13 protein-coding genes and 1 pseudogene are annotated in these 18,317 nt (G+C 70.8%); 6 read left to right on the forward strand and 8 right to left on the reverse strand.

The genetic code is table 11. The annotated features are described in order from the left end of the window. The first annotated feature begins 2 nt into the window (after positions 1–2). The 5 genes and pseudogenes from ACIREO_RS20175 to ACIREO_RS20195 all read left to right on the forward strand — a co-directional run bounded on the left by ACIREO_RS20175 (position 3) and on the right by ACIREO_RS20195 (position 4,754). Positions 3–1,025 carry a MerR family transcriptional regulator gene (locus ACIREO_RS20175; RefSeq protein ID WP_404111813.1) on the forward strand — a complete coding sequence of 341 codons (1,023 nt, stop codon included), beginning with the start codon at positions 3–5 and terminating at the stop codon, positions 1,023–1,025. A gap of 41 nt (positions 1,026–1,066) precedes the next feature. Then, positions 1,067–1,201 (forward strand): annotated as a pseudogene (locus ACIREO_RS20180) (2-aminoethylphosphonate ABC transporter substrate-binding protein); the annotation flags it as partial. Positions 1,202–1,312: 111 nt separating this feature from the next. Next, complete coding sequence (locus tag ACIREO_RS20185; RefSeq protein WP_404111816.1) at positions 1,313–1,987, forward strand: hypothetical protein; 675 nt, start codon at positions 1,313–1,315, stop codon at positions 1,985–1,987. A gap of 406 nt (positions 1,988–2,393) precedes the next feature. Continuing rightward, entirely contained in the window at positions 2,394–3,452 is a 1,059-nt protein-coding gene (locus ACIREO_RS20190) for a VWA domain-containing protein (RefSeq protein WP_404111819.1), read from the forward strand. A 66-nt stretch (positions 3,453–3,518) separates the two neighbouring features. Next, a complete protein-coding gene (locus ACIREO_RS20195) occupies positions 3,519–4,754 on the forward strand; it encodes an FAD-dependent monooxygenase (RefSeq protein ID WP_404111822.1) in 1,236 nt (411 codons plus the stop codon). A 73-nt stretch (positions 4,755–4,827) separates the two neighbouring features. Here the strand turns inward: ACIREO_RS20195 and ACIREO_RS20200 are convergent, their stop codons facing one another. From ACIREO_RS20200 to ACIREO_RS20210, 3 genes are all read right to left on the reverse strand, one after another. After that, positions 4,828–5,421 (reverse strand): SGNH hydrolase domain-containing protein, encoded by a 594-nt coding sequence (locus ACIREO_RS20200; protein ID WP_404111824.1) that lies wholly within the window; start codon positions 5,419–5,421, stop codon positions 4,828–4,830. 149 nt (positions 5,422–5,570) lie between these two features. Beyond that, on the reverse strand, positions 5,571–9,251 hold the full coding sequence (locus ACIREO_RS20205) for a substrate-binding domain-containing protein (protein WP_404111827.1): 3,681 nt from the start codon (positions 9,249–9,251) through the stop codon (positions 5,571–5,573). Positions 9,252–9,435: 184 nt separating this feature from the next. Further along, complete coding sequence (locus ACIREO_RS20210; protein WP_404111830.1) at positions 9,436–10,407, reverse strand: polysaccharide lyase family 1 protein; 972 nt, start codon at positions 10,405–10,407, stop codon at positions 9,436–9,438. Between the two features lie 344 nt (positions 10,408–10,751). Here ACIREO_RS20210 and ACIREO_RS20215 point away from each other — a divergent pair, with 344 nt between their 5' ends. Next, a complete protein-coding gene (locus ACIREO_RS20215) occupies positions 10,752–11,666 on the forward strand; it encodes an endo-beta-N-acetylglucosaminidase H (RefSeq protein WP_404111833.1) in 915 nt (304 codons plus the stop codon). Positions 11,667–11,757: 91 nt separating this feature from the next. Here ACIREO_RS20215 and ACIREO_RS20220 read toward each other — a convergent pair whose 3' ends face one another. The 5 genes from ACIREO_RS20220 to ACIREO_RS20240 all read right to left on the reverse strand — a co-directional run bounded on the left by ACIREO_RS20220 (position 11,758) and on the right by ACIREO_RS20240 (position 18,175). Next, positions 11,758–12,726, reverse strand: a complete 969-nt coding sequence (locus ACIREO_RS20220) for a helix-turn-helix domain-containing protein (protein WP_404111836.1) — start codon at positions 12,724–12,726, stop codon at positions 11,758–11,760. Positions 12,727–13,070: 344 nt separating this feature from the next. After that, positions 13,071–14,129 carry a hypothetical protein gene (locus ACIREO_RS20225; RefSeq protein WP_404111839.1) on the reverse strand — a complete coding sequence of 353 codons (1,059 nt, stop codon included), beginning with the start codon at positions 14,127–14,129 and terminating at the stop codon, positions 13,071–13,073. A gap of 29 nt (positions 14,130–14,158) precedes the next feature. Next, a complete protein-coding gene (locus tag ACIREO_RS20230; protein WP_404111841.1) occupies positions 14,159–15,439 on the reverse strand; it encodes a TRAP transporter large permease subunit in 1,281 nt (426 codons plus the stop codon). Between the two features lie 4 nt (positions 15,440–15,443). Further along, positions 15,444–16,049 carry a hypothetical protein gene (locus ACIREO_RS20235; protein WP_404111844.1) on the reverse strand — a complete coding sequence of 202 codons (606 nt, stop codon included), beginning with the start codon at positions 16,047–16,049 and terminating at the stop codon, positions 15,444–15,446. Beyond that, positions 16,046–18,175, reverse strand: coding sequence for a hydantoinase/oxoprolinase family protein (locus ACIREO_RS20240; protein ID WP_404111846.1), 2,130 nt, complete (start codon positions 18,173–18,175; stop codon positions 16,046–16,048). Before ACIREO_RS20240 ends, ACIREO_RS20235 begins: the two co-directional genes overlap by 4 nt. Between the last annotated feature and the right edge of the window lie 142 nt (positions 18,176–18,317).

Below are 18,317 nucleotides of genomic sequence, written 5' to 3' on the forward strand. Positions count from 1 at the left end.
ACATGGACGCTACGACCCTCTACTCGATCGGGGAGCTCTCCCGGCGGACCGGCTTGTCTGTGAGGACCATCCGGTTCTACTCCGATTCGGGGGTGGTGGCGCCGACCACCCGAAGCCCCGCCGGTTATCGGCTCTACGACCTCGACGCACTGCTTCGTCTGGAACTCCTCCGCACGCTGCGTGAGCTGGGCATCGACCTGGCCACGATTCAACGGGTACTGGACCGCCGGCTCTCGGTGGCGGAGGTCGCCGCGGCGCACGCCGACGCCATGGATGTCCAGATCCGGGTGCTGCAACTGCGCCGGAGCGTTCTGCGAGTCGTGGCCGGACGTGGGTCCAGTCCCGAGGAGACCAAGACGATGCACAGGCTCACGCAGTTGTCCGGCGAGGAACGCCGGCGTTTGATCGACGATTTCATAGAGGGCACCTTCGGCGCGGTGGATGCCGCCCCGGCCTCGGTGGCCATGGTCCGCGCTGCCACTCCCGACCTCCCCGATGACGCGACCAGCGAGCAGGTCATCGCGTGGACGGAACTCGTCGAGCTCGTCGGCGACGAGGACTTCCGTGTCCGGATGCGCCGGACGGCCGGGTGCCAGGCCGCCGGGCGCACGCTCGACATCGAGAGCGATGCCGGCGAGGAACTGATGGAGTTCACCCGTCAGAAGGTGGCCGAAGCCATGGAGTCGGGCATCGACCCGCTCAGCGACAGGGGCGCACCCGTCATCGACGACCTCGTGCACCGCTTCGCCGAGGCGCTCGCGCGCACCCCTGACACGGAATTCCGGCACTGGATGGCCCAGCAGTTCAATGAGGCGCACGATCCCCGGGTGGACCGGTACTGGCGGCTGGTATGGATCGTCAACGGCTGGCAGGTGGTGCCGAACCTGATGCCGGTGTACCCCTGGCTCATCCAGGCCCTGCGAAATGACCGTGCCGCACAGTCACCGCAGGGGGCACCGCTGAACGATTCCAAGGGATCGCCTGCGGACAGGAGACAGGGGCGTCCGACGTCGATGTGGGACTGACGACCTGGACACCCTCAGTCGGTCTCGGGCGCGCAAAAACGCGGCCGGCCACCGACGCCGACGCGACCGAGCCGGCTGCGCTCATCAAGGGGGTGGAGTTCTTCGAGCCCGGCCGGCCGGACATCGGGACCAACCTGGACGGTTATGTGGACGCCTGGAAGCCGGCCACCGGAAGCTGGCGCTCCGCGGTGACGGAACCCGGACAATCTCGGGATCAGGCCAAGATCGAATCGGCGCTATTGTCCTGAGGTCAGCAGGACACCGACCAACAGCCGCTGGAGAACATGATGCGTTCGCATCTCGCCGCCCGTTCCGCCCGTCTCATCCTGGCCGCCGCAGCCGTGACGGCCCTCGCGGCCACCACCACCGCCTGCGGTTCCGACGACGCGGTGGACGCTGCCGGCTCTGCCGCCCCTTCCGCTGTCGAATCGAGCGGCGGGAGCGACGCCACCTCCACCGGCAGCCCCTCCAGCGAAGCCACCTCCACCGAAGCCTCCTCCGGTGAGGGCTCCACCAGCAAGACCGAGTCCGGCGGCGGCGAGAAGAGTGGCTACGGGCAGTCCTGCGGCACCAACGACCTGGCCTTCACAGTTACCTCGGAGTCCCAGGCCGGCGGCTACTACCTCGTCACCGCCAAGGCCAAGTCCGGCATCACCTGCTACCTGGACGTGAACACCCCGAGCGTGCAGTTCGGGTCCGAGGCCGACGGTCTCGCCTCCCCCGTCGGACAGGGCGGCGAGGACCCCATCAAGCTCACCGGCTCGACCGCCGCCTACACCGGTATCAGCCCCAAGAGCGTCAACAGCGATGACGGCATCGAGTTCGAGAACGTCATCATCTCCCTCACCAACGACGATCCCGACCCCGCCGAACTCAAGCTCCCCGACACCGCGAACGTCAACAAGCCCATCGTCACCAACTGGAGCACCGACATCTCCGGCGCCGTTCCCATCGTCATCTGACGAACCGGACCGGGACCACCGGCGTGGATGGCGCGCGACGAGTGTGTCAGGGGCGAGTGGTGAGGGCGTAGCGGGTGTTCGCCCTGGGGCCACCGCCGTTGTACGAGGTGTGCCCCCGACGATCTGCGGGGCATTGCCTCCCGCGCCGTGCCGATCGGTTCCCCCGCGCGTCCAGGGCGTACACATCGGCATCCTGCTCGTGCCATTCCTCCCCTGAGCCGACACACACGCTGCCTCCGTACACGGCGACCGGCTCACTGCCCTCCTTCCGGCCTTCTGCGACAGCTCCGCGCTGCCGCAGCCTCTCCGAGTCCCGGGCGGGGGCGAACGGCCTCCGGCGCCGTTGTCAGTGGGTCCTCATAGTGTGAACTCATCACTCGGGGAGCCGCGTCGAAGGAGCAGAATCGTGTCCGCGAACAAGATCCAGCACAAGGTGAATCACGTCGCGTTGGTAGTGGACAGTTCAGGTTCCATGTATCAGCACCAGAGCCAGCTCATCCGCGTGGTGGACGAGTTCGTCGCGGGCCTGAAGGCCGAGTCGGACAACCTCGGCCATGAGACCCGGATCAGCCTCTACTCCTTCGACCACAGGGTGGAGAACCTCGTCTGGGACATGGATGTGAAGCATCTGCCCTCCATGCGAGGCCTCTACAAGGTCAACAACGGCGCCACGGCCCTCATCGAGGCATCGCTCAAGTCCCTGGACGACCTGGGTCACATCTGGGAGGAGTACGGCGAGCACAGCTTCCTCCAGATCGTGGTGACCGACGGCGAGGAGAACGCCTCCGGCGGCGACCGGCGTCACGACGGCGACATGTCCATCCTCGGCCCCTGGCTCGACAGGATCACGGCGAAGATGGGCGGGCTCCCGAGCCACTGGACCTCCGCGATCCTCGTCCCCAACTCCCTGGCGAAGCGGACTGCGCAGAACTACGGCTTCCCGGCCGGAAACATCGCCATCTGGGACGCGGACTCCCAGAAGGGCGTCGAGGACGCCATCGGCACCGTGCGCGCCGCCGCCACCAGCTTCCTGAGGGGGCGTGAGCAGGGTGTGCGCGGCACGAAGAACCTGTTCGCGGTCGGCCAGGACATATCGGTCGACGATGTGCGGGCGAATCTCGAACCGGTCGCGGCCGACAAGTACCGGCTGCTGAAGGTCGACCAGGAGGTCGAGATCCGTGCCTTCGTCGATTCCCACCCGGGCGTCACATACCAACGCGGCGCGTGCTATTACCAGTTGGGCACCCGGGTTCAGGTCCAGCCCGACAAGGAGGTCATCGTGGTCGAGAGGGACACCGACCGCGCGTACACGGGCGATGCGGCGCGAAGCCTCCTGTTCGGCACGGGTGTTCATGGGACCGTCTCCGTCAAGGCGGGGAACAACCCCAAGCTGGAGGTGTACGTGCAGAGCCGCTCGGTGAACAGGAAGCTCAAGGCGAACACAAGACTGCTGATCATGCTCTGATGTGCCGCGCTGCCCTCCGCAGCACCCGGAACCCGGCCGTGACACCGAATGAGTGGAGTGCCAGTCGTGCGTGGAGGCAGCATCGCTGTGGTCGGCGGCAGCATAGCGGGGTGTGCCGCCGCTCTGGCCGCGTCGCGGGGCGGAGCCGAGAGGATCACCGTGTTCGAGCGCGCTGATGACCGACTCCGCGACAGGGGAGTGGGGATCGCTCTGCACAGTGACCGGTACGAAGAGCTTAGGGACGCCGGGTACGTGGCCCCTGAGATGCCCTGGGCGCCGCTCACCCGGCGGGTGTGGAGCGCGCGCGACGGCAGGACGGAACACGGCCGCCCCATCGGCGAGCAGCCGTTCCCCTTCCGGGCCTACAGCTGGGGCTCCCTGTGGAGCGAACTGCGCCGCCGGGTGCCCGAGGGGGTCTCCTACCGGTCAGGCGCGGTGGTCACCGGCGTGGAGCCGGACGCCGACGGTGTGACACTGCGCCTCGCGGACGGATACCAAGAGCGTTTCGACGTGGTGATCGGGGCGGACGGATACCGGTCCGTCGTCCGCGAGGCCATGTTTCCCGGGACGGACGCGAGGTACGCCGGTTACATCGGCTGGCGCGGTACGTCGTCGGACGTCACCGGCCTCCCCTCGGACGGACAGGACGCGCACAACATCGTCTTTCCCGGCGGGCACTGCATGATCTACCGGATCCCGGACGGCGTCGGCGGGCAGGTGCTCAACTGGGTTCTCTACACCGCGCCCCCGCGGACCGACGGCCACCACCCCGACCTGCGCACCCCGACCTCCTTGCCACCGGGCCGGCTCAACTCGGAGCTCACCGCGCATCTGCGCACCCTGGTAGCCGACACCTTCCCGCCGTACTGGGCGGCCAGGCTGCTCCGTACCCCCGCCGAGACCACCTTCGTCCAGCCCATCTACGACCTGGAGGTGCCGCACTACACCTCGGGCCGGATGGCACTCGTCGGCGACGCCGCGAGCGTCGCCCGGCCGCACATCGGGGGCGGCAGTGTGAAGGCGCTCCAGGACGCCACCGCCCTGGAAGCCGCCTGGGCGGCCGGGAGCAGCTGGAACCAGATCCTGGCCGGCTACGACGCCGGTCGCGCCCCCGTCGGGGCGGCCATGGTCGCGCTCGCCCGCCGGATGGGCAGCGCGCAGGTCGAGAACACTCCCGACTGGACGGCCATGGGCCAGCCGGAGTTCGACGTCTGGTGGCAGGACCAGAACAACGGCTCCGACCGGCGCAGCGGCTTCGGCGGACACAGCATGATCCGGACGAGTGGCCCCGAGAGCCGTTGAGAAGCGCTGGGAGCCTACGAGAGCCCCGAGGGTGTTCGTCGCGGCGGTGGAGCCCCCGGCCGATCCCACCGGTTCATGACGATGGTACGAACATGCGGTCCAGTAGCGGCGCCAGAGCCGGGGCGAGCGCCTCCGCGTACTCCTCCGAGAGGTGGCTGCCGTCGCGGTAGACGGCGGTGTCGCCGACGACCACCGGGCAGGTGCCTGTGCGGGGGGCGCAGAGCCAGGGGGTGGGGTCGATGACCGTGGTCGCCGTGGTGGACGCGGCGGCGCGGACGGCGGCCCCCCGGGTGGCGTCGCGGGTCGCCTTCGGCAAGTGGTGCGCGCAGGCGCGTAGTTGCAGGGAGTTCCTGGCGGCGCAGTCGACCGGGTCGCCCTTGGGCCATGGGGTGTCGAGCAGGGCGGCGACCCGGGTGCCTGAGCCGGCCAGCTCGCGGAAGGTGGTTTCGTAGCCGGTGGTCCACTGGTGGAGGGGGTCGGCGGCGGGGTGGGCCGGGTCCCCGGCGTCCGAGGAGGTGACGACGACCGCAGCCCCTGGATGTCGAGCCGCAGTGCGGGGCGCTCGGGCGGTGCGGATCTGCCGCCGTCCGTGACCTCGGGTATCCCGGCGGACGTGACGCTCGGCATCAGGGGTGACTCCTCGGGGCGACCGGCATGCGTCGGCCAAGAAGATCATTCGCCGCCGCACGGGGTTCCGCTGTTGCCGCCCCGACTCGTCGCAGCCGTGAAGATTCAGCCGCGGGATATCACCCGTTCACCCCACAGTCCGGTGACAGGGACTTCGAGCCCGGCAGGAGCGCCCCGGAACCGGGGCCCCTACGGCGTCTCCGGCGGCGCATTCCCGGCCTCGGCAGGCGCCTGGGTGCGGAAGACGTTGGGCGGCTCCCCCGTGACCTTGCGGAACACCCGGCTGAAGTAGGCGCGGTCGTGGAAGCCGACCGACCGGGCGACCGCGTGGATGCTGTCCCCGCTCTGCCGCAGCCGCTCACCCGCCCGATGGATCCGCAGCCGTGTGAGGTAGTCCCAGACGGTCAGCCCGTACTGCTGGTGGAACAGCCTGCCCAGATGGTCGGGGCTGATCCCGGCGGCCTCGGCTATCTGCCAGCGGGAGATGCGGTGCCGGTAGTGCTCGTAGAGGAAGACCAGTGCCGCGTCGACCGGGGCGCGGGAGCGCGTGGGGCCGGGCGGACGGTCCGTCAGCAGCCTCAGCAGTGCGGCTGTCCCCTCGGGGCCGAGGACGGCAGGGTCGAGCAGCAGGGCGGAGTGCGGCTTGGCGCGGCGGGCGTCGGCTCTGCTGAAGCCGCGGTCGCTCATCAGGACCACGGGGCAGGGGGCGGGTCCCGCGCTCCGGTGCATGTGGTCGACGACGTCGAAGGCGTGCATGTCGGGCAGGACCCGCTCCAGGATGATCAGCACGGGTGGCTCCTCCGCGACGAGAGCCAGTGCGGTCGTGCCGTCGGGCGCGATCCTCAAGGGGTGATCGGGGAGCGCGGCCGACAGGAGCCGGACACAGTCCCTGCGGGACCGCTCGGACGCGGCGGCGGCGATGACGGGCCCCCGCAGTGTGCCGGGGCGCAGAGAGCGCAGCGTACGGGACAGGTCCCGGCCCTCGGCGCCGTAGAGGAGGAACGGGGTGTGCCGCAGCCGGGGATGGTCGTGCAGGTGCTGTACGCCGGGCCACTCGTCGGGGCCGGCGCCGGACGAGTCCCAGGCGACGGCGGCCGGGGCCAGTTCCTCGATGAGTGTGTCGATGTCCGCGCCGGCTGTCAGCCGGTGCAGACGCAGATCATGGCGTTCGGCGAGGCTGCCCAGTTCGGGGAGGGTACCCCGGGGCGTGACCACCAGGAGGGACTCCCCCCGCCCGGTGGCGGGCGGCGGGCCCCCACCGGGTGTGGGCAGCGGCAGGTCCAGGACGAGCCGCAGCCGGCCGGGGCCTCGATCGGTGGTGAGGGAGCCTCCGTGCAGCATCGCCAGCCGGTGGGCCGCGGCCAGGCCGATCTCCGCGGCCCGTACGCCGACGGAGGACGGCTCCGCCGGATCGGAACGGCCGGGGGCGGTGCCCGCGCCGGCAGGCCCGGGACCGTCGGGGGAAGCAGCCGACGCGGTCTCCTGACCGGACCCACGGGCCGCGGCGGGCACAGGCGGGCTGGGCGGTTCCTGTTGGGCCCGGGCCGAGGTGACGGTGGTGCGGACCGACGCGGGACCGGCCTCGGCATCGAGTGTCACGCGGCCGTCGGTGCCGGCGTGGGTGGCCGCGGCGGACAGAAGGTTGTCGATGACCCGGCCGAGCCGTGCGCCGTCGACCGGGACGACGGGCAGCCGGTCGGGCAGAGTGATCTCCCAGCGCGGGTCCGTGCGCCGGGCTGCGGCGGCCAGGAACACCCGGGCCAGGAGCGGTGCCGGGTCCTGGAGGCGGCGGTTCAGGTCCAGATCATCCGCCTCGGACCGGGAGAGGTCGAGCAGATTGTCGATCAGGGTGAGCAGCTGCGTGGCGTCGCGGCGCACGAGCGCGAGCGCGTCGCGCGGCCGGACGTCGGTGTGCCGTAAGAGGGATTGCACGGGGGCGCGCAGTTCGTGGGTGACATGGTCGAGCAGCCGGGTCTTGAAGCGGCTGGCCTGTTCGGCCGCGTCCCGCGCGCGCCGTACCTCGTCGAACAGGCGGATCCCCTTGAGGGTGGCGCTGATCTGGTCGCCGAGCGCACGGAACAGGGACCCGGAGTGCTCGGCCTCCCGGACGGTGCCGGCGTCGAAGACGGCGAAGCCGAGGTGGTCGTCACCGAGGTGCAGAGGTTCCAGGACGAGGGTGAAACGGCGGGCGTCCGGCATGAGTGGGTCGGGCAGGAGCAGCGCCGCGGGGTAGGCCACGTCGGTCCCGGCGGCCCGCCCCCGGGCCAGGCGCTCCTCCTGCACGAGCTGCACCCGGGCCGGACCGGGCACCGTGCGGTCCGTACGCCGGCCCGCCTCGTCGTACAGCACGAGGCGGCATCCGGGCATCCAGGCGGCGACCGTATGGCGCTCCAGTACGTCGGTGAGCCCTTCCACGTCGACGACGGTCGTGAGCGCCGTCCCCAGCTCCCGTAATCGCTGGGACTGCCGGCCCTGTTCCCATCGCTCGTACTCCAGCAGCCGGTGGGCCTTCTCGGCCACCATCAACCGAGCGCGCCCGAACAGGAATTCACCGCGCTCGCGACCGGAAGGCGGCAGGGAGGAGAGTACGGAGCCGCGTATCCGCGCGAGTCCCGTATCCCAGGAGACAACGTCCCGCGAGGTGGAGACGTGGGAGCCCAACATGCGCTCCAGCAGGGGCAGGAACTCCCCGGCCAGGGTCTGCGCCGCCGGGCCCGAGCCGGCCGGCACCGCCGCGATCGGCGCGGTGTCGGCGCGGAAGGCGGCGGCGAGCTGCGGCGCCGCGCGCGGCAGCGGTGCGAAGAGTTCCGGCGCGGCGGGGAGTCCCGGAGTGGCGGACGCACCGGTGGCGGCGCGCCCGTCGGAGACCAGGGGGGAGTGGCAGCCGCAGGACCGCCGGACGACCAGGGTCCCCGGCACCGCCGTACGGACCGGTGGATGCGAGCCGCACAGCCGGGCCACCAGGGTGTCGACCGCGAGGGCGCCCAGCTCCGCGAACGGCAGCGCGACCGAGGTCAGCGGCGGGTCGGACAGCGCCGCTTCCGGGGAGTCGTTGAAGCCGATGACCGCGACCTCCTTGGGGACCCGTACACCGCGCTCGGTCAGGAAGCGCAGGGCATCCGCCGCCAGCACGTCGCTACAGGCGATCACCGCGTCGAAGTCGACGCCCGGTACGAGGCCTCTGGCCTCGATCAGGACGCGCATCGCGGACGCTCCGGCGCCCGCGTCGAAGTCGACGGCCGCACAGGTGAGGGAGCGGTCGTGCGGGACCCGGTACCGTCCCAGCGCCGCCGTGAAGGCCCGGTACCGCTCCTGGGAGACCGGGTTGGCCAACGGGCCCCGGATACAGGCAGGCCGGCGCCGTCCGTGCACCTCGACCAGATGCCCGACGGCCTCCCGCATTCCCGCGTAGGAGTCGACGGTGAGGGTGTCCTCCAGGCCGCTCAGAGGCTGGTTGAGGCTCACCGCGGGCAGGCAGGCGAGCTGCCGCATCAGGCGTTCCGCACGCTCGCCGGAGGCCGGGAGGCCGAGCGTCGAACTCCAGCACACGACGCCGTCCAGCCGTGCGGGGCCGACCAGTTCGTACAGCGCGCTGCGCGGGACGTCGCCGTGGCGCAGCGGGCCGCCGGGGAAACAGACGAGGTTCACGTCGTTGCGTTCCGCCGCGCCGAGGGCGCCGGACCAGAGGGTGGCGCCGACCCCCAGGTGGATGTTCGCCGTGACGAGCCCGATCGTCGGACGCGCGCCGCTCGGATGCGCCCCGCTCCGGCGCGGCTCCAGCGGCTCCAGCGGCTCCCCGGGCGCGGGCGGCCCGCCCTGGCCGGGCCCGTCCGGGGCGTCGTCCGTCATGTGACTGTCCAGCTCGTCCATGCAGGGTGCCTCCCTCACCGGGAAGAGCTGTGCGCCGCAGGCCGCGCGTCCGTGGCCGGTCCGGGAAAGGTAGACGAGGCAAAGGGCCGGGGCAAGACGGGTGACAGGCCATGTTCACCGGTCCTGCCCCGGCCCGGCCCCGGCGCCCGGTGGGGGCCGGGCGCCGGGACCGGGTGCGGGTGGGTCAGATCTTGCCGACGCCGGCGCCGGAGGTCACACTCCCCTTCACCGCGGAGGCGCTTTCGGCCGAGTAGCTGTAGGGGATGGAGGCGACGCTGCCACCGGTCTGGCCGGCCGTGGAGTTGACGAAGTGGTTGTTCTTCGCGACCAGGTTGCCGGGGCCCGAGTCCGCCTCGCCGAGGTGGAAGGTGTCATCGACGTTCTCGAAGTAGTTGCCCTCGACCAGGACACCCGCGTCCTCCGTGGAGGCGACGCCGTAGGAGCCGATGTTGCTGAAGTAGTTGTTCAGCACGTGTACCGGATTCCCGAAGCGCACCCGTGGGTTGCGCTGCTTCGTGCCGTCGAACCAGTTGTGGTCGTAGGTGACCTTGAGCTTGCCGATGTCCTCGGAGCCGTTGCCGTCGTCGTGGCCGAGGAGCATGTTCTTGTCCTGGCTGTGCGTGCGGTTCCACGACACCGTGACGTTCGTCGACGCCCGCTTGATGTCGAGGGCTCCGTCCTTGGCGCCGGAGATGTCGTTGTGGTCGATCCAGACCTTCGTGGAGTACTGGACGTTGATGGCGTCGTCGTTGGAGCCACTGAAGCTGAGGTTCTGGATGATCACGTTACTGACGTTGCTGACGTTCAGCCCGCTGCCCGTGATCTTGCCGGCGGTGCCGACCCCGACCACCGTCTTGTTCGCCGTCACCTTGGTCATGCTGCTGAGCTTGATGGTGCCGTTCACACGGATCACCAAAGCCTCGCTGCGCTTCAGCGCGTCCGTCAACTCGCTCGCGGTCGTGACGGTGACGGTGCTGCCGCCCGCGCCGCCGGTGGTGCCGGCGCCGAAGCCGACCGGTCCTGCGGCGGCGACGGTCCTGGGACTGTCCTGGGGTGTCGGGGCGCCGTTGGCGGCGGTGGCCCCGGTCAGCGCCAGCGCGACAGCGGTCGTCGTCGCGGCGATCGTGAGGGTGTGCCGTGCGCTCGTCCTGCGCATGGGGATTCTCCGTCCGTGGGGGTTACATGGAGAGAGCTGGTGTGCGGGTGGCACCGGTGCCGCGCGGCCGGCAATGGAACGAGGCTAGAGCGCTCGGTGTGGAGGATGACGCGACCTCTGTGGACTATTCCGCTCGGTCGCGTCCCGGGCCCGTGCAGTTCTGCGGCCGCCCGTCCACGGCCGTGGACGGCGGGGCGCTCGCTGGGCGAGGGACGTGCGGGGGAGTCGTGAGAGTTCGTGCAAGATCCTCGGGGTTCGACCACGGGTGCGGAAAGCTCGGAAGGCTGACTCGGCGTTCTCGAACAGGTCGGGCGCCGACCCACGCGATGGGAGACCGATCAACGATGTTCACTCCGTTACGGAGCAGAGTCCGGACGGCCGCGCTCGCGCTCGCGGCCGTCGCGGCCCTCGCCTTCGGCGCGACCGCCACGACCGGCGCGGCAGCGGCTCCCGCTCCCGCGAAACAGGGGCCGACCTCGGTGGCATACGTCGAGGTGAACAACAACAGCATGCTCAACGTCGGCAAGTACACCCTCGCCGACGGCGGCAACGCCTTCGACGTCGCCGTGATCTTCGCGGCGAACATCAACTACGACACGGGCACGAAGGCGGCGTATCTCTCCTTCAACGAGAACGTGCAGCGCGTCCTCGACAACGCCGCCACGGAGATCCGGCCGTTGCAGCAGAAGGGCATCAAGGTCGTCCTCTCGGTGCTCGGCAACCACCAGGGCGCGGGATTCGCCAACTTCCCCTCCGAGCAGGCGGCCTCGGCGTTCGCGACACAGCTGTCGGACACCGTGGCCGAGTACGGCCTCGACGGCGTCGACTTCGACGACGAGTACGCCGGGTACGGCACCAACGGCACCGGCCAGCCCAACGACAGCTCCTTCGTGCACCTGGTGACCGCGCTGCGCGCGAACATGCCGGACAAGATCATCAGCCTCTACAACATCGGCCCGGCCGCGTCGCGGCTCTCCTACGGAGGCGTGGACGTCTCGTCCAAGTTCGACTACGCCTGGAACCCGTACTACGGCACCTGGCAGGTCCCCGGCATGGCACTGCCCAAGTCGAAGCTGTCACCGGCGGCCGTCGAGATCGGCCGGACCTCGCAGAGCACGGCCGCCGACCTCGCTCGCCGCACCGTCAGCGAGGGGTACGGCGTCTACCTGACGTACAACCTCGACGGGGCCGATCGCAGCGCCGATGTCTCCGCGTTCACCAGGGAGCTGTACGGCAGTGACGCCCGGTACACCCCGTAGGGCGACCCTGCGCCCGTAAAGCCGTGACCCGCGTCCACCGCGCCCTCGACAACGATGTCGGGGGCGCGGTGGGCGCGAGTCGTGAGCACCATCACGCCGGGGAGCGGTAGTGGTTCTGGTCGCACCAGGCGCGAGGCGAGATTCCGTACGCCTGCTTGAACACCTTGCTGAAGTGGGTCGCGTTCACGAAGCCCCAGCTCCGCCCTGTCGCCGCGATGGTCCGCAGCCGCCCGTTCGGGCCGGCCAGCTCGCGCTTGCATTCGGCCAGGCGGCGGGCACGGATCCAGTCTCCGAGGCTGATTCCCGACCGGGACAGTACGGCGTAGAGATGACGTACGGAGATGCCGTGTGCGGCTGCGATTCGTGCCGCTGACAGATCGGGGTCAGCCAGATGCTTCCGGATGTACTGGGTGACCCGCAGGCTGAGTGTCGCCTCCAGCGGTCCCTGGGCCAGGCTGGAGTTGCCGTGCTGGGACGTCAGGACGGCACGGAGCAGTTCGACGCTGGGTTCCACGACGGCGTCGGCGTGCGGGCCCTGGTGCAACGTGTCGGTGGCGGCGAGCTGGGAGAAGTAGGTGAAGGCGAGGCGCGCAACGGGGTTGCCGGGCCCCAGAGGGACCGCGGTTATGTCTCGTAGTAATCGGTCGGGGAGCGCGAGCGCCGAGCGGGGGAAACGGATGAAGTGGTGGTCGACTCCCTCGTCGAAGAGAAGCGTGTAGGGAGCTATCGACTCGAAGACGGCGCAGTCTCCCGGCCTCAGCAGGCACTCGCGGCCGTTCTGCACCACCACGCTGCTGCCCGTCATCTGAACAGCGAGCGTGACGGCCGGCTCCTCGTCCTCCCGGGCGAGCCGGTCCGTCCGACGCAGAGTGACCGCGGTCGACCGCGCCGAACAGACCCTGATGGGCCCCACGGCGTCGAGCCCTATGCGTACGGAGATGTCCTCAGCCGGGGGGCCGTGGTCGATGTCGACGGCCACCATCGATTCCCACACCGCGCGCCGGATCATTTCCTCCCGGTCCCGCGGCGGAATGAAAGCGGTGTCGAGGGCCGGGCTCATGAGACAGACCTTCGTCCACGTCGGTCACAGGGTCTGCCTGGCAGTACCGCGGCCCGTTCCCCCACAAGTCACCCCTCCACACGTCCGGTTCGCCCCGTCAGCTTGGCAGGATTCTCTCTTGCTGTGCAACGGCTTCGACGGCGGGCACGCGCAGAGCGCACACCTGATGCGGTGTCGACGCGAGGTGGTGCACCACCGGCACAGTTCCCTGCACGGATGACAAAGTCCGAAGCCCGCGCTCACCCTATGGTCCATGAGCGGAGCCGCCATCGGCTTCGGCCGTACCGGTGCGATCGGCCAGGCGGCCCGCACAGGGGACGGGCCGCCTGGCCGTAGTCGCTACGTCACTTCCCGCGAGCCAGGGCGATCGCGCCCTGGAGCCGCTCACCCGCTTCGTAGATCATGTACGGCTCGCCGTTCTCCGTACCGAAACTCGGCGACGCCGTGCGGCCGTTGTCCGGAGCGCCGTTCATCGAGTTGTGGAACACGCCCAGATGGTCGCGGCGGGAGAAGTCCTTGCCGACCTCGGTGATCATCAGGTCGCCGCCGCTCGCCTTGTCCTTGTTGTAGACGACGTACGCGCTGCCGCCCCGGGTGAGCAGGTGCGGGCCGCCGACGTTCACCGCGCCCACGTCGGAGTGCCGGATCAGCGGCTCCTGGTCGAAGGTCCAGTCACGGCCGTCGGCCGACCAGCCCCAGGCGATGTCACGGTGGTCGGTGGTGTTGTTCAGCATGAACAGCATGACGTACCGGGCGCCGCGGGCGGGCAGGTCGTGCCGGAACACCCGGGCGTAGGACGTCTCGGTCGATCCCGCGGGCAGCATCGACGTGGAGAGCACGGCCTTGTCGTAGGTGAAGTTGATGCCGTCCTTGGAACGGGCGAGCCGGGTGGTGGTGTTCTCCCCGTGGAAGTACAGCCACATCTCCTTCTCGTCCTCGTTCCACAGCACATGGGGAGAGGAGACGTGACTGACCTTGTAGTGCGGTTGCCAGTCGTTGGTGACCAGCGGGTTGTCCGGGTGCTCGGTGAACGGCCCTTCCAGCGAGTCGCCGTAGGCCAGGCAGATGCCGCCGGGCGCGTCGTGCGGCGCGTAGTAGAGGTAGTAGCGGCCCAGCGCCGAGGAGATCCGGCCCACGGTTCCCCGTACGCACGGGAAGATGATCTCGCCGGTCGGGTTGTACGCGAGGTCCGAAGGCTTCAGCAGGGTCCTGACGTACGTGTAGTCGGGGAAACCGCCCGGTGCGGCTGAGGCGGGGCCGGCCGTCGCTCCGCCGACCGCGAGGGCCGTTCCGCCGACCGCGAGGGCCGTTCCGGTGGCCGCCGCTCCGCGCAGGAAGACGCGGCGTGAGAGGAACGAGGGGAGTTCGGGGCTCTGCTGCGGGGTGTCGTGCGGCTCGTTCATGTTCTGACTCCGTCCCGGGAGTTGGATGTTCAGAGGTAGGTGGCGGCGGTGACACAGAACCCGCCCAGGGCGACGGCCCAGACGTAGGGCAGGGTCCGCACCATGACCTGCTGCGGGCTGACGCCCGCGTACTGGGCGCTCCACACGGTCTGGGTGCTCGTGGGATCGGAGACCCCGAAGACCTGGTTGTAGGAGGCGGCGAGGCCGAGCACCGCGACCGCGGGGTAGATGCCGGCCGCGATGAGGACTCCGGCGATGCCCGCGCCGAGGCCGTAGACGTTCAGCGGACCGCGGTAGAGGCACAGCGGCACCAGCACGGTGAAGACCAGGACGAACAGCACCGGGTTCTGCGGGCTGACCGCCTTGACCAGGGGTTCGAGCGCGTCGATCGCGCCGGGCAGCTTCACCGCGGCGAGCAGGATGCCGATGGCGATGAACAGCGCGATGGGCGGCGCGGCGACCTCGAACCCTCCGTAGAGGGTGCGCAGCAGCCGCTTGTTCATCTCGCGCGGCCGGGTCGTGGTGACCAGGGCGTAGAGCACGCCGGCCAGCAGCGAGGGGATGATGGCCACTTCGAAACCGAGGGCCAGGACCAGTGGTACGACCGGTGTGAGCAGGGCGTACCAGGGTGCGTCGCCGAGCCGCTCACGGCGCGAACGCGGCTTGTCGGCGGCCGTCTTCAGCGACCAGGTGTGCTCGACCCCCCGACGGCGGGACTCGATCAGCACGAAGGCGACGGCCGCGACCAGCGCCAGCGGGAACAGCTTCACCATGAAGCCGCGCACGGTCTCCACCGGCAGGTCCAGGGCCGTGGAGAAGAACTGCCAGATGGGCAGTTCGAAGGGCACGCCCACGGCGATGCCCATCAGGATGGTGCCCGCCGCCGTGACCTTCGGGATGCCCACGGCGACCATCGCCGGAATGCCGATGATGCCGGCGAGCATCGCGGCGGGCGCGGAGCCCGTCACCGTGCCGATCAGCGCGGACACGGCGAGGACGCCGAGCGCCACCACCGTCGGCCGGTCGCCGCCGAACTCCACGATCTTGCGGACGATGGTGCCCGCGATCCCGGTCTCGTCGAGGAGCTTGCCGAGCCACGATCCGAGCAGCACCGCGATCATCGTGGAGGCGAGCATCGGAGCGCCCTCCTGGATGACCGTGTCCAGGACGCTCTCCTTGCCGGTGAGCGGTGCGCCGGCGACGAACGCGATGACGACGCCCAGCAGGACGAGGGCGAAGGCGGTGGGGAGTTTACGGGTGAGCATCGCGGCGACACCCGCCGCCATGACGATCAGGATGACTACGCCCATGGCGCTACTTCTCTCTCTGGGTCACGGCGTCGGCGAGCGCGGCCGTGAGGTGCAGGGGGCTGCGGCCGAGTCCGCAGACGGTACGGGCGTAGGCGTGGGCGGCGATCTCCTCGGCACCCGCCACATGCCCGTACAGCCGGAACCGGCCCGCGCGCAGGACGACATGGCCCAGGGCCCGCTTCAGCGCGCCCTTCGCCGGGCCGTGGTGGAGCTGTTCGTGCACGGCCTCGTGGGCGAGGGCCGCTTCGCGCACCGAGCCGTGGGGATACCAGTGCCGCCAGCCCCGCGCGTCGATCAGCGCCTCTGCCGCCGCGAGCGTGTCGGTGTAGAGCTCCACGGTCGGCGCGGGCCGCGAGATGTAGCGGGCCAGCAGGCCGCGCTCCAGACCGTCGGCGCGCTCGGTGATCCTGGCCCGGCACGGCACGGGGGCCAGCGCAGAGCCGAACGCCTCGGCCGTGGCGGCCCAGTGGCGCAGCAGCTCCGGGTCGCGGCCCTCGTGGGTGGGGGTCGCGGCCAGCAGCCGCACCGCGAAGCCGAGATCGTCGGTGGTCTCCCGGTCGGTGGTCTCCGAGTCGGTGGTCTCCCACGAGGTCACTGCGGGCGCGCTCATATGCGTACCTCCAGTACGGCGATCACCGGTTCGTCGGCGGCTCGGGAGTTCAGCTCGCTGCGGGCGAGCGCGAGCAGGGGCTGCGGGTCCAGCACGCCGGACAGGTCCGCGATCCGCGAGCCGAGCAGCAGCCGCACCGCCGGGGCACGGACCCCGCCGTCGCCGTACGACGTGGTCTCGCGCACCAGCCGGGCCAGCACCTCGGGTGCGTCGGCGACCCGGGTGGTCTCCACCCGCGCGTCGGAGACGTGCAGCCGGATCACCCCGTCGGCGTCGACGATGCGCACCGGGTGCCGGGTGGCGCGCAGGGTGCGCCGGATCTCGGCCCCGTACACCGTGTGGGCGGGGGTCCCGGCGAGGATCGTGACCTGCGACGGGTCGGTCCTGAGGCTGGCCGCCGCCGCACGCAGCCGCTCCGCCTCGTCCGCGCGGTGCGCCCGGTCCTGGGTGCGCAGCTCGGTGGCGCCGGTGGCCACGGCCCGTACGGTGCTCGTCTGCGGGTCGACGGTGACCTCGACCTCGACCCCGTCGGCCGCCGCACCCTGGGCGACGACCGCGGCCTCCGCCTCGGCCCGTACGGCGAGGATCTGTTCCTGGCCGGCGCCCGGGATGATCCGCTCGATCTGCTCCCGCACCAGGGCGAGCGCGACACCGATGGGACTGATCACCTCGCTGTGCCGGGCGATGCGTCCCTCCAGGCCGCTGGTCTCCGCGAGGTGCGGGGTGACGGACGCGGCCCCGCCGCCCCCGCCGACGAGCACGGCGGTGTCCTTGTCCAGGCGGTAGTCCCGGATCATCGTGTCGACGACCGCCTCGACCTGCGTGGTCCCCGCGTCCAGGAGCCGGGCGGCGGCCGTGGCGGTGTCCACGCCGAGGGCCTCGGCGAGCGGAGCGAGCGCCGCCTTCGAGACCTCCTGGTCGCTGCGGGCGAAGTCCCCCTCGGGCACCCGGCCCAGGGCGTTGGCCGCACAGGTCATGGTGATCGCGAAGCGTCCGCCCGCCGCGTCGAGGACCGCGTAGTCCGCCGGGTCCCCCTCCATCGGGCTGACGGTGGTGAGCGTCGCGTCCCGCAGGTCCTCCGCCTTCGCGTAACAGGCGTACGGCAGGCCCGCGATGTGGGCGCTGCGCGGTCCGACGCCGGTGACCTTGCCGTCGCCGATCCGCACCATGGAGCCGCCGCCGACACCGACCGTGCGTACGTCCAGGGCGTTGAGGTAGGACTTCTTGCCGAGGATCGTGGCGTGCTGGACCGCCACCTTGCCCCGTCGCACGACACTGATGTCGGTGGAGGTGCCGCCGGTCTCCAGGAACACGCCCTCGCTGATCCGTTCCTGCATCAGCGCGCCCGCGACACCCGCCGCCGGACCCGACAGGACCGTCAGCAGCGGCCTGCGCCGCATCTCGTCCAGTGACATCACCCCGCCGTCGCAGCGCATCACCATCAGCGGGGAACTGACCCCGGCCTTGGTGATGGAGGCGTCGACGAGATCGGCGGTGGCGAGCATGCGCGGCAGGATCGCCGCGTTGACCACGGCGGTACGGGTGCGCTTGTGCAGCCCGTACAGGGAGGTGATCTCGTGCGCGGCGGTCAGCGGCAGTCCGACGGAGCGGGCGGCCTCCACGACGGCCTGTTCGCCCTCCGGCCGGTCCACGCTGAACGGCTCGCTGGCGACGAGGACCTGGGCACCGTCCTGAGCCAGGGCACCGGCGGCGCGCCGGACGGACTCCGCGTCGTCGGGGTCACCGACATGGGCGTAGACGAGCGGAAGGGTCTTGCCCGGGGTGAGTTCGAGTCTGCCGAGGGCGGCGAGCCGGCGGGTGAGGACGGCGGACGGGCCGCCGCCGATCCCGATCAGTCCCACGGTCGCGACATCGCCCTCCAGCAGGGCATTGGTAGCCTGGGTCGTGCCGTGCGCGAGGAAAGCGACATCCTCCGCTGCGCGGCCGGTCTCTTCCAGCAGACGGTCGAGTGCTTCCACGATGCCGTGGGCCACACCGTCCTCGTGATGATGGCTGGTGGGGACCTTCACCTGTCCCAGGAGTTCCAGCGTCGTGGCGTCGACCGCCACGGCGTCGGTGAAGGTTCCGCCCACGTCGATGCCGACGCGGATGCGGTGGGTGGTCATGGTTGGGCACCTCCTTGTGCGGGTGGGCAGTGCGCGGGCGGGGGGGGGGGGGGGCCGGGGGGGGGGGCCCCCCCCCCCGGGGGGGGGGGGGGGGGGGGGGGGGGGGGGGCGGGGGGGGGGGGCCCCCCCCCCGCGCCCCCGG

The organism is Streptomyces sp. NPDC102441, from assembly GCF_044765585.1.
Taxonomy (GTDB): Bacteria; Actinomycetota; Actinomycetes; order Streptomycetales; family Streptomycetaceae; genus Streptomyces.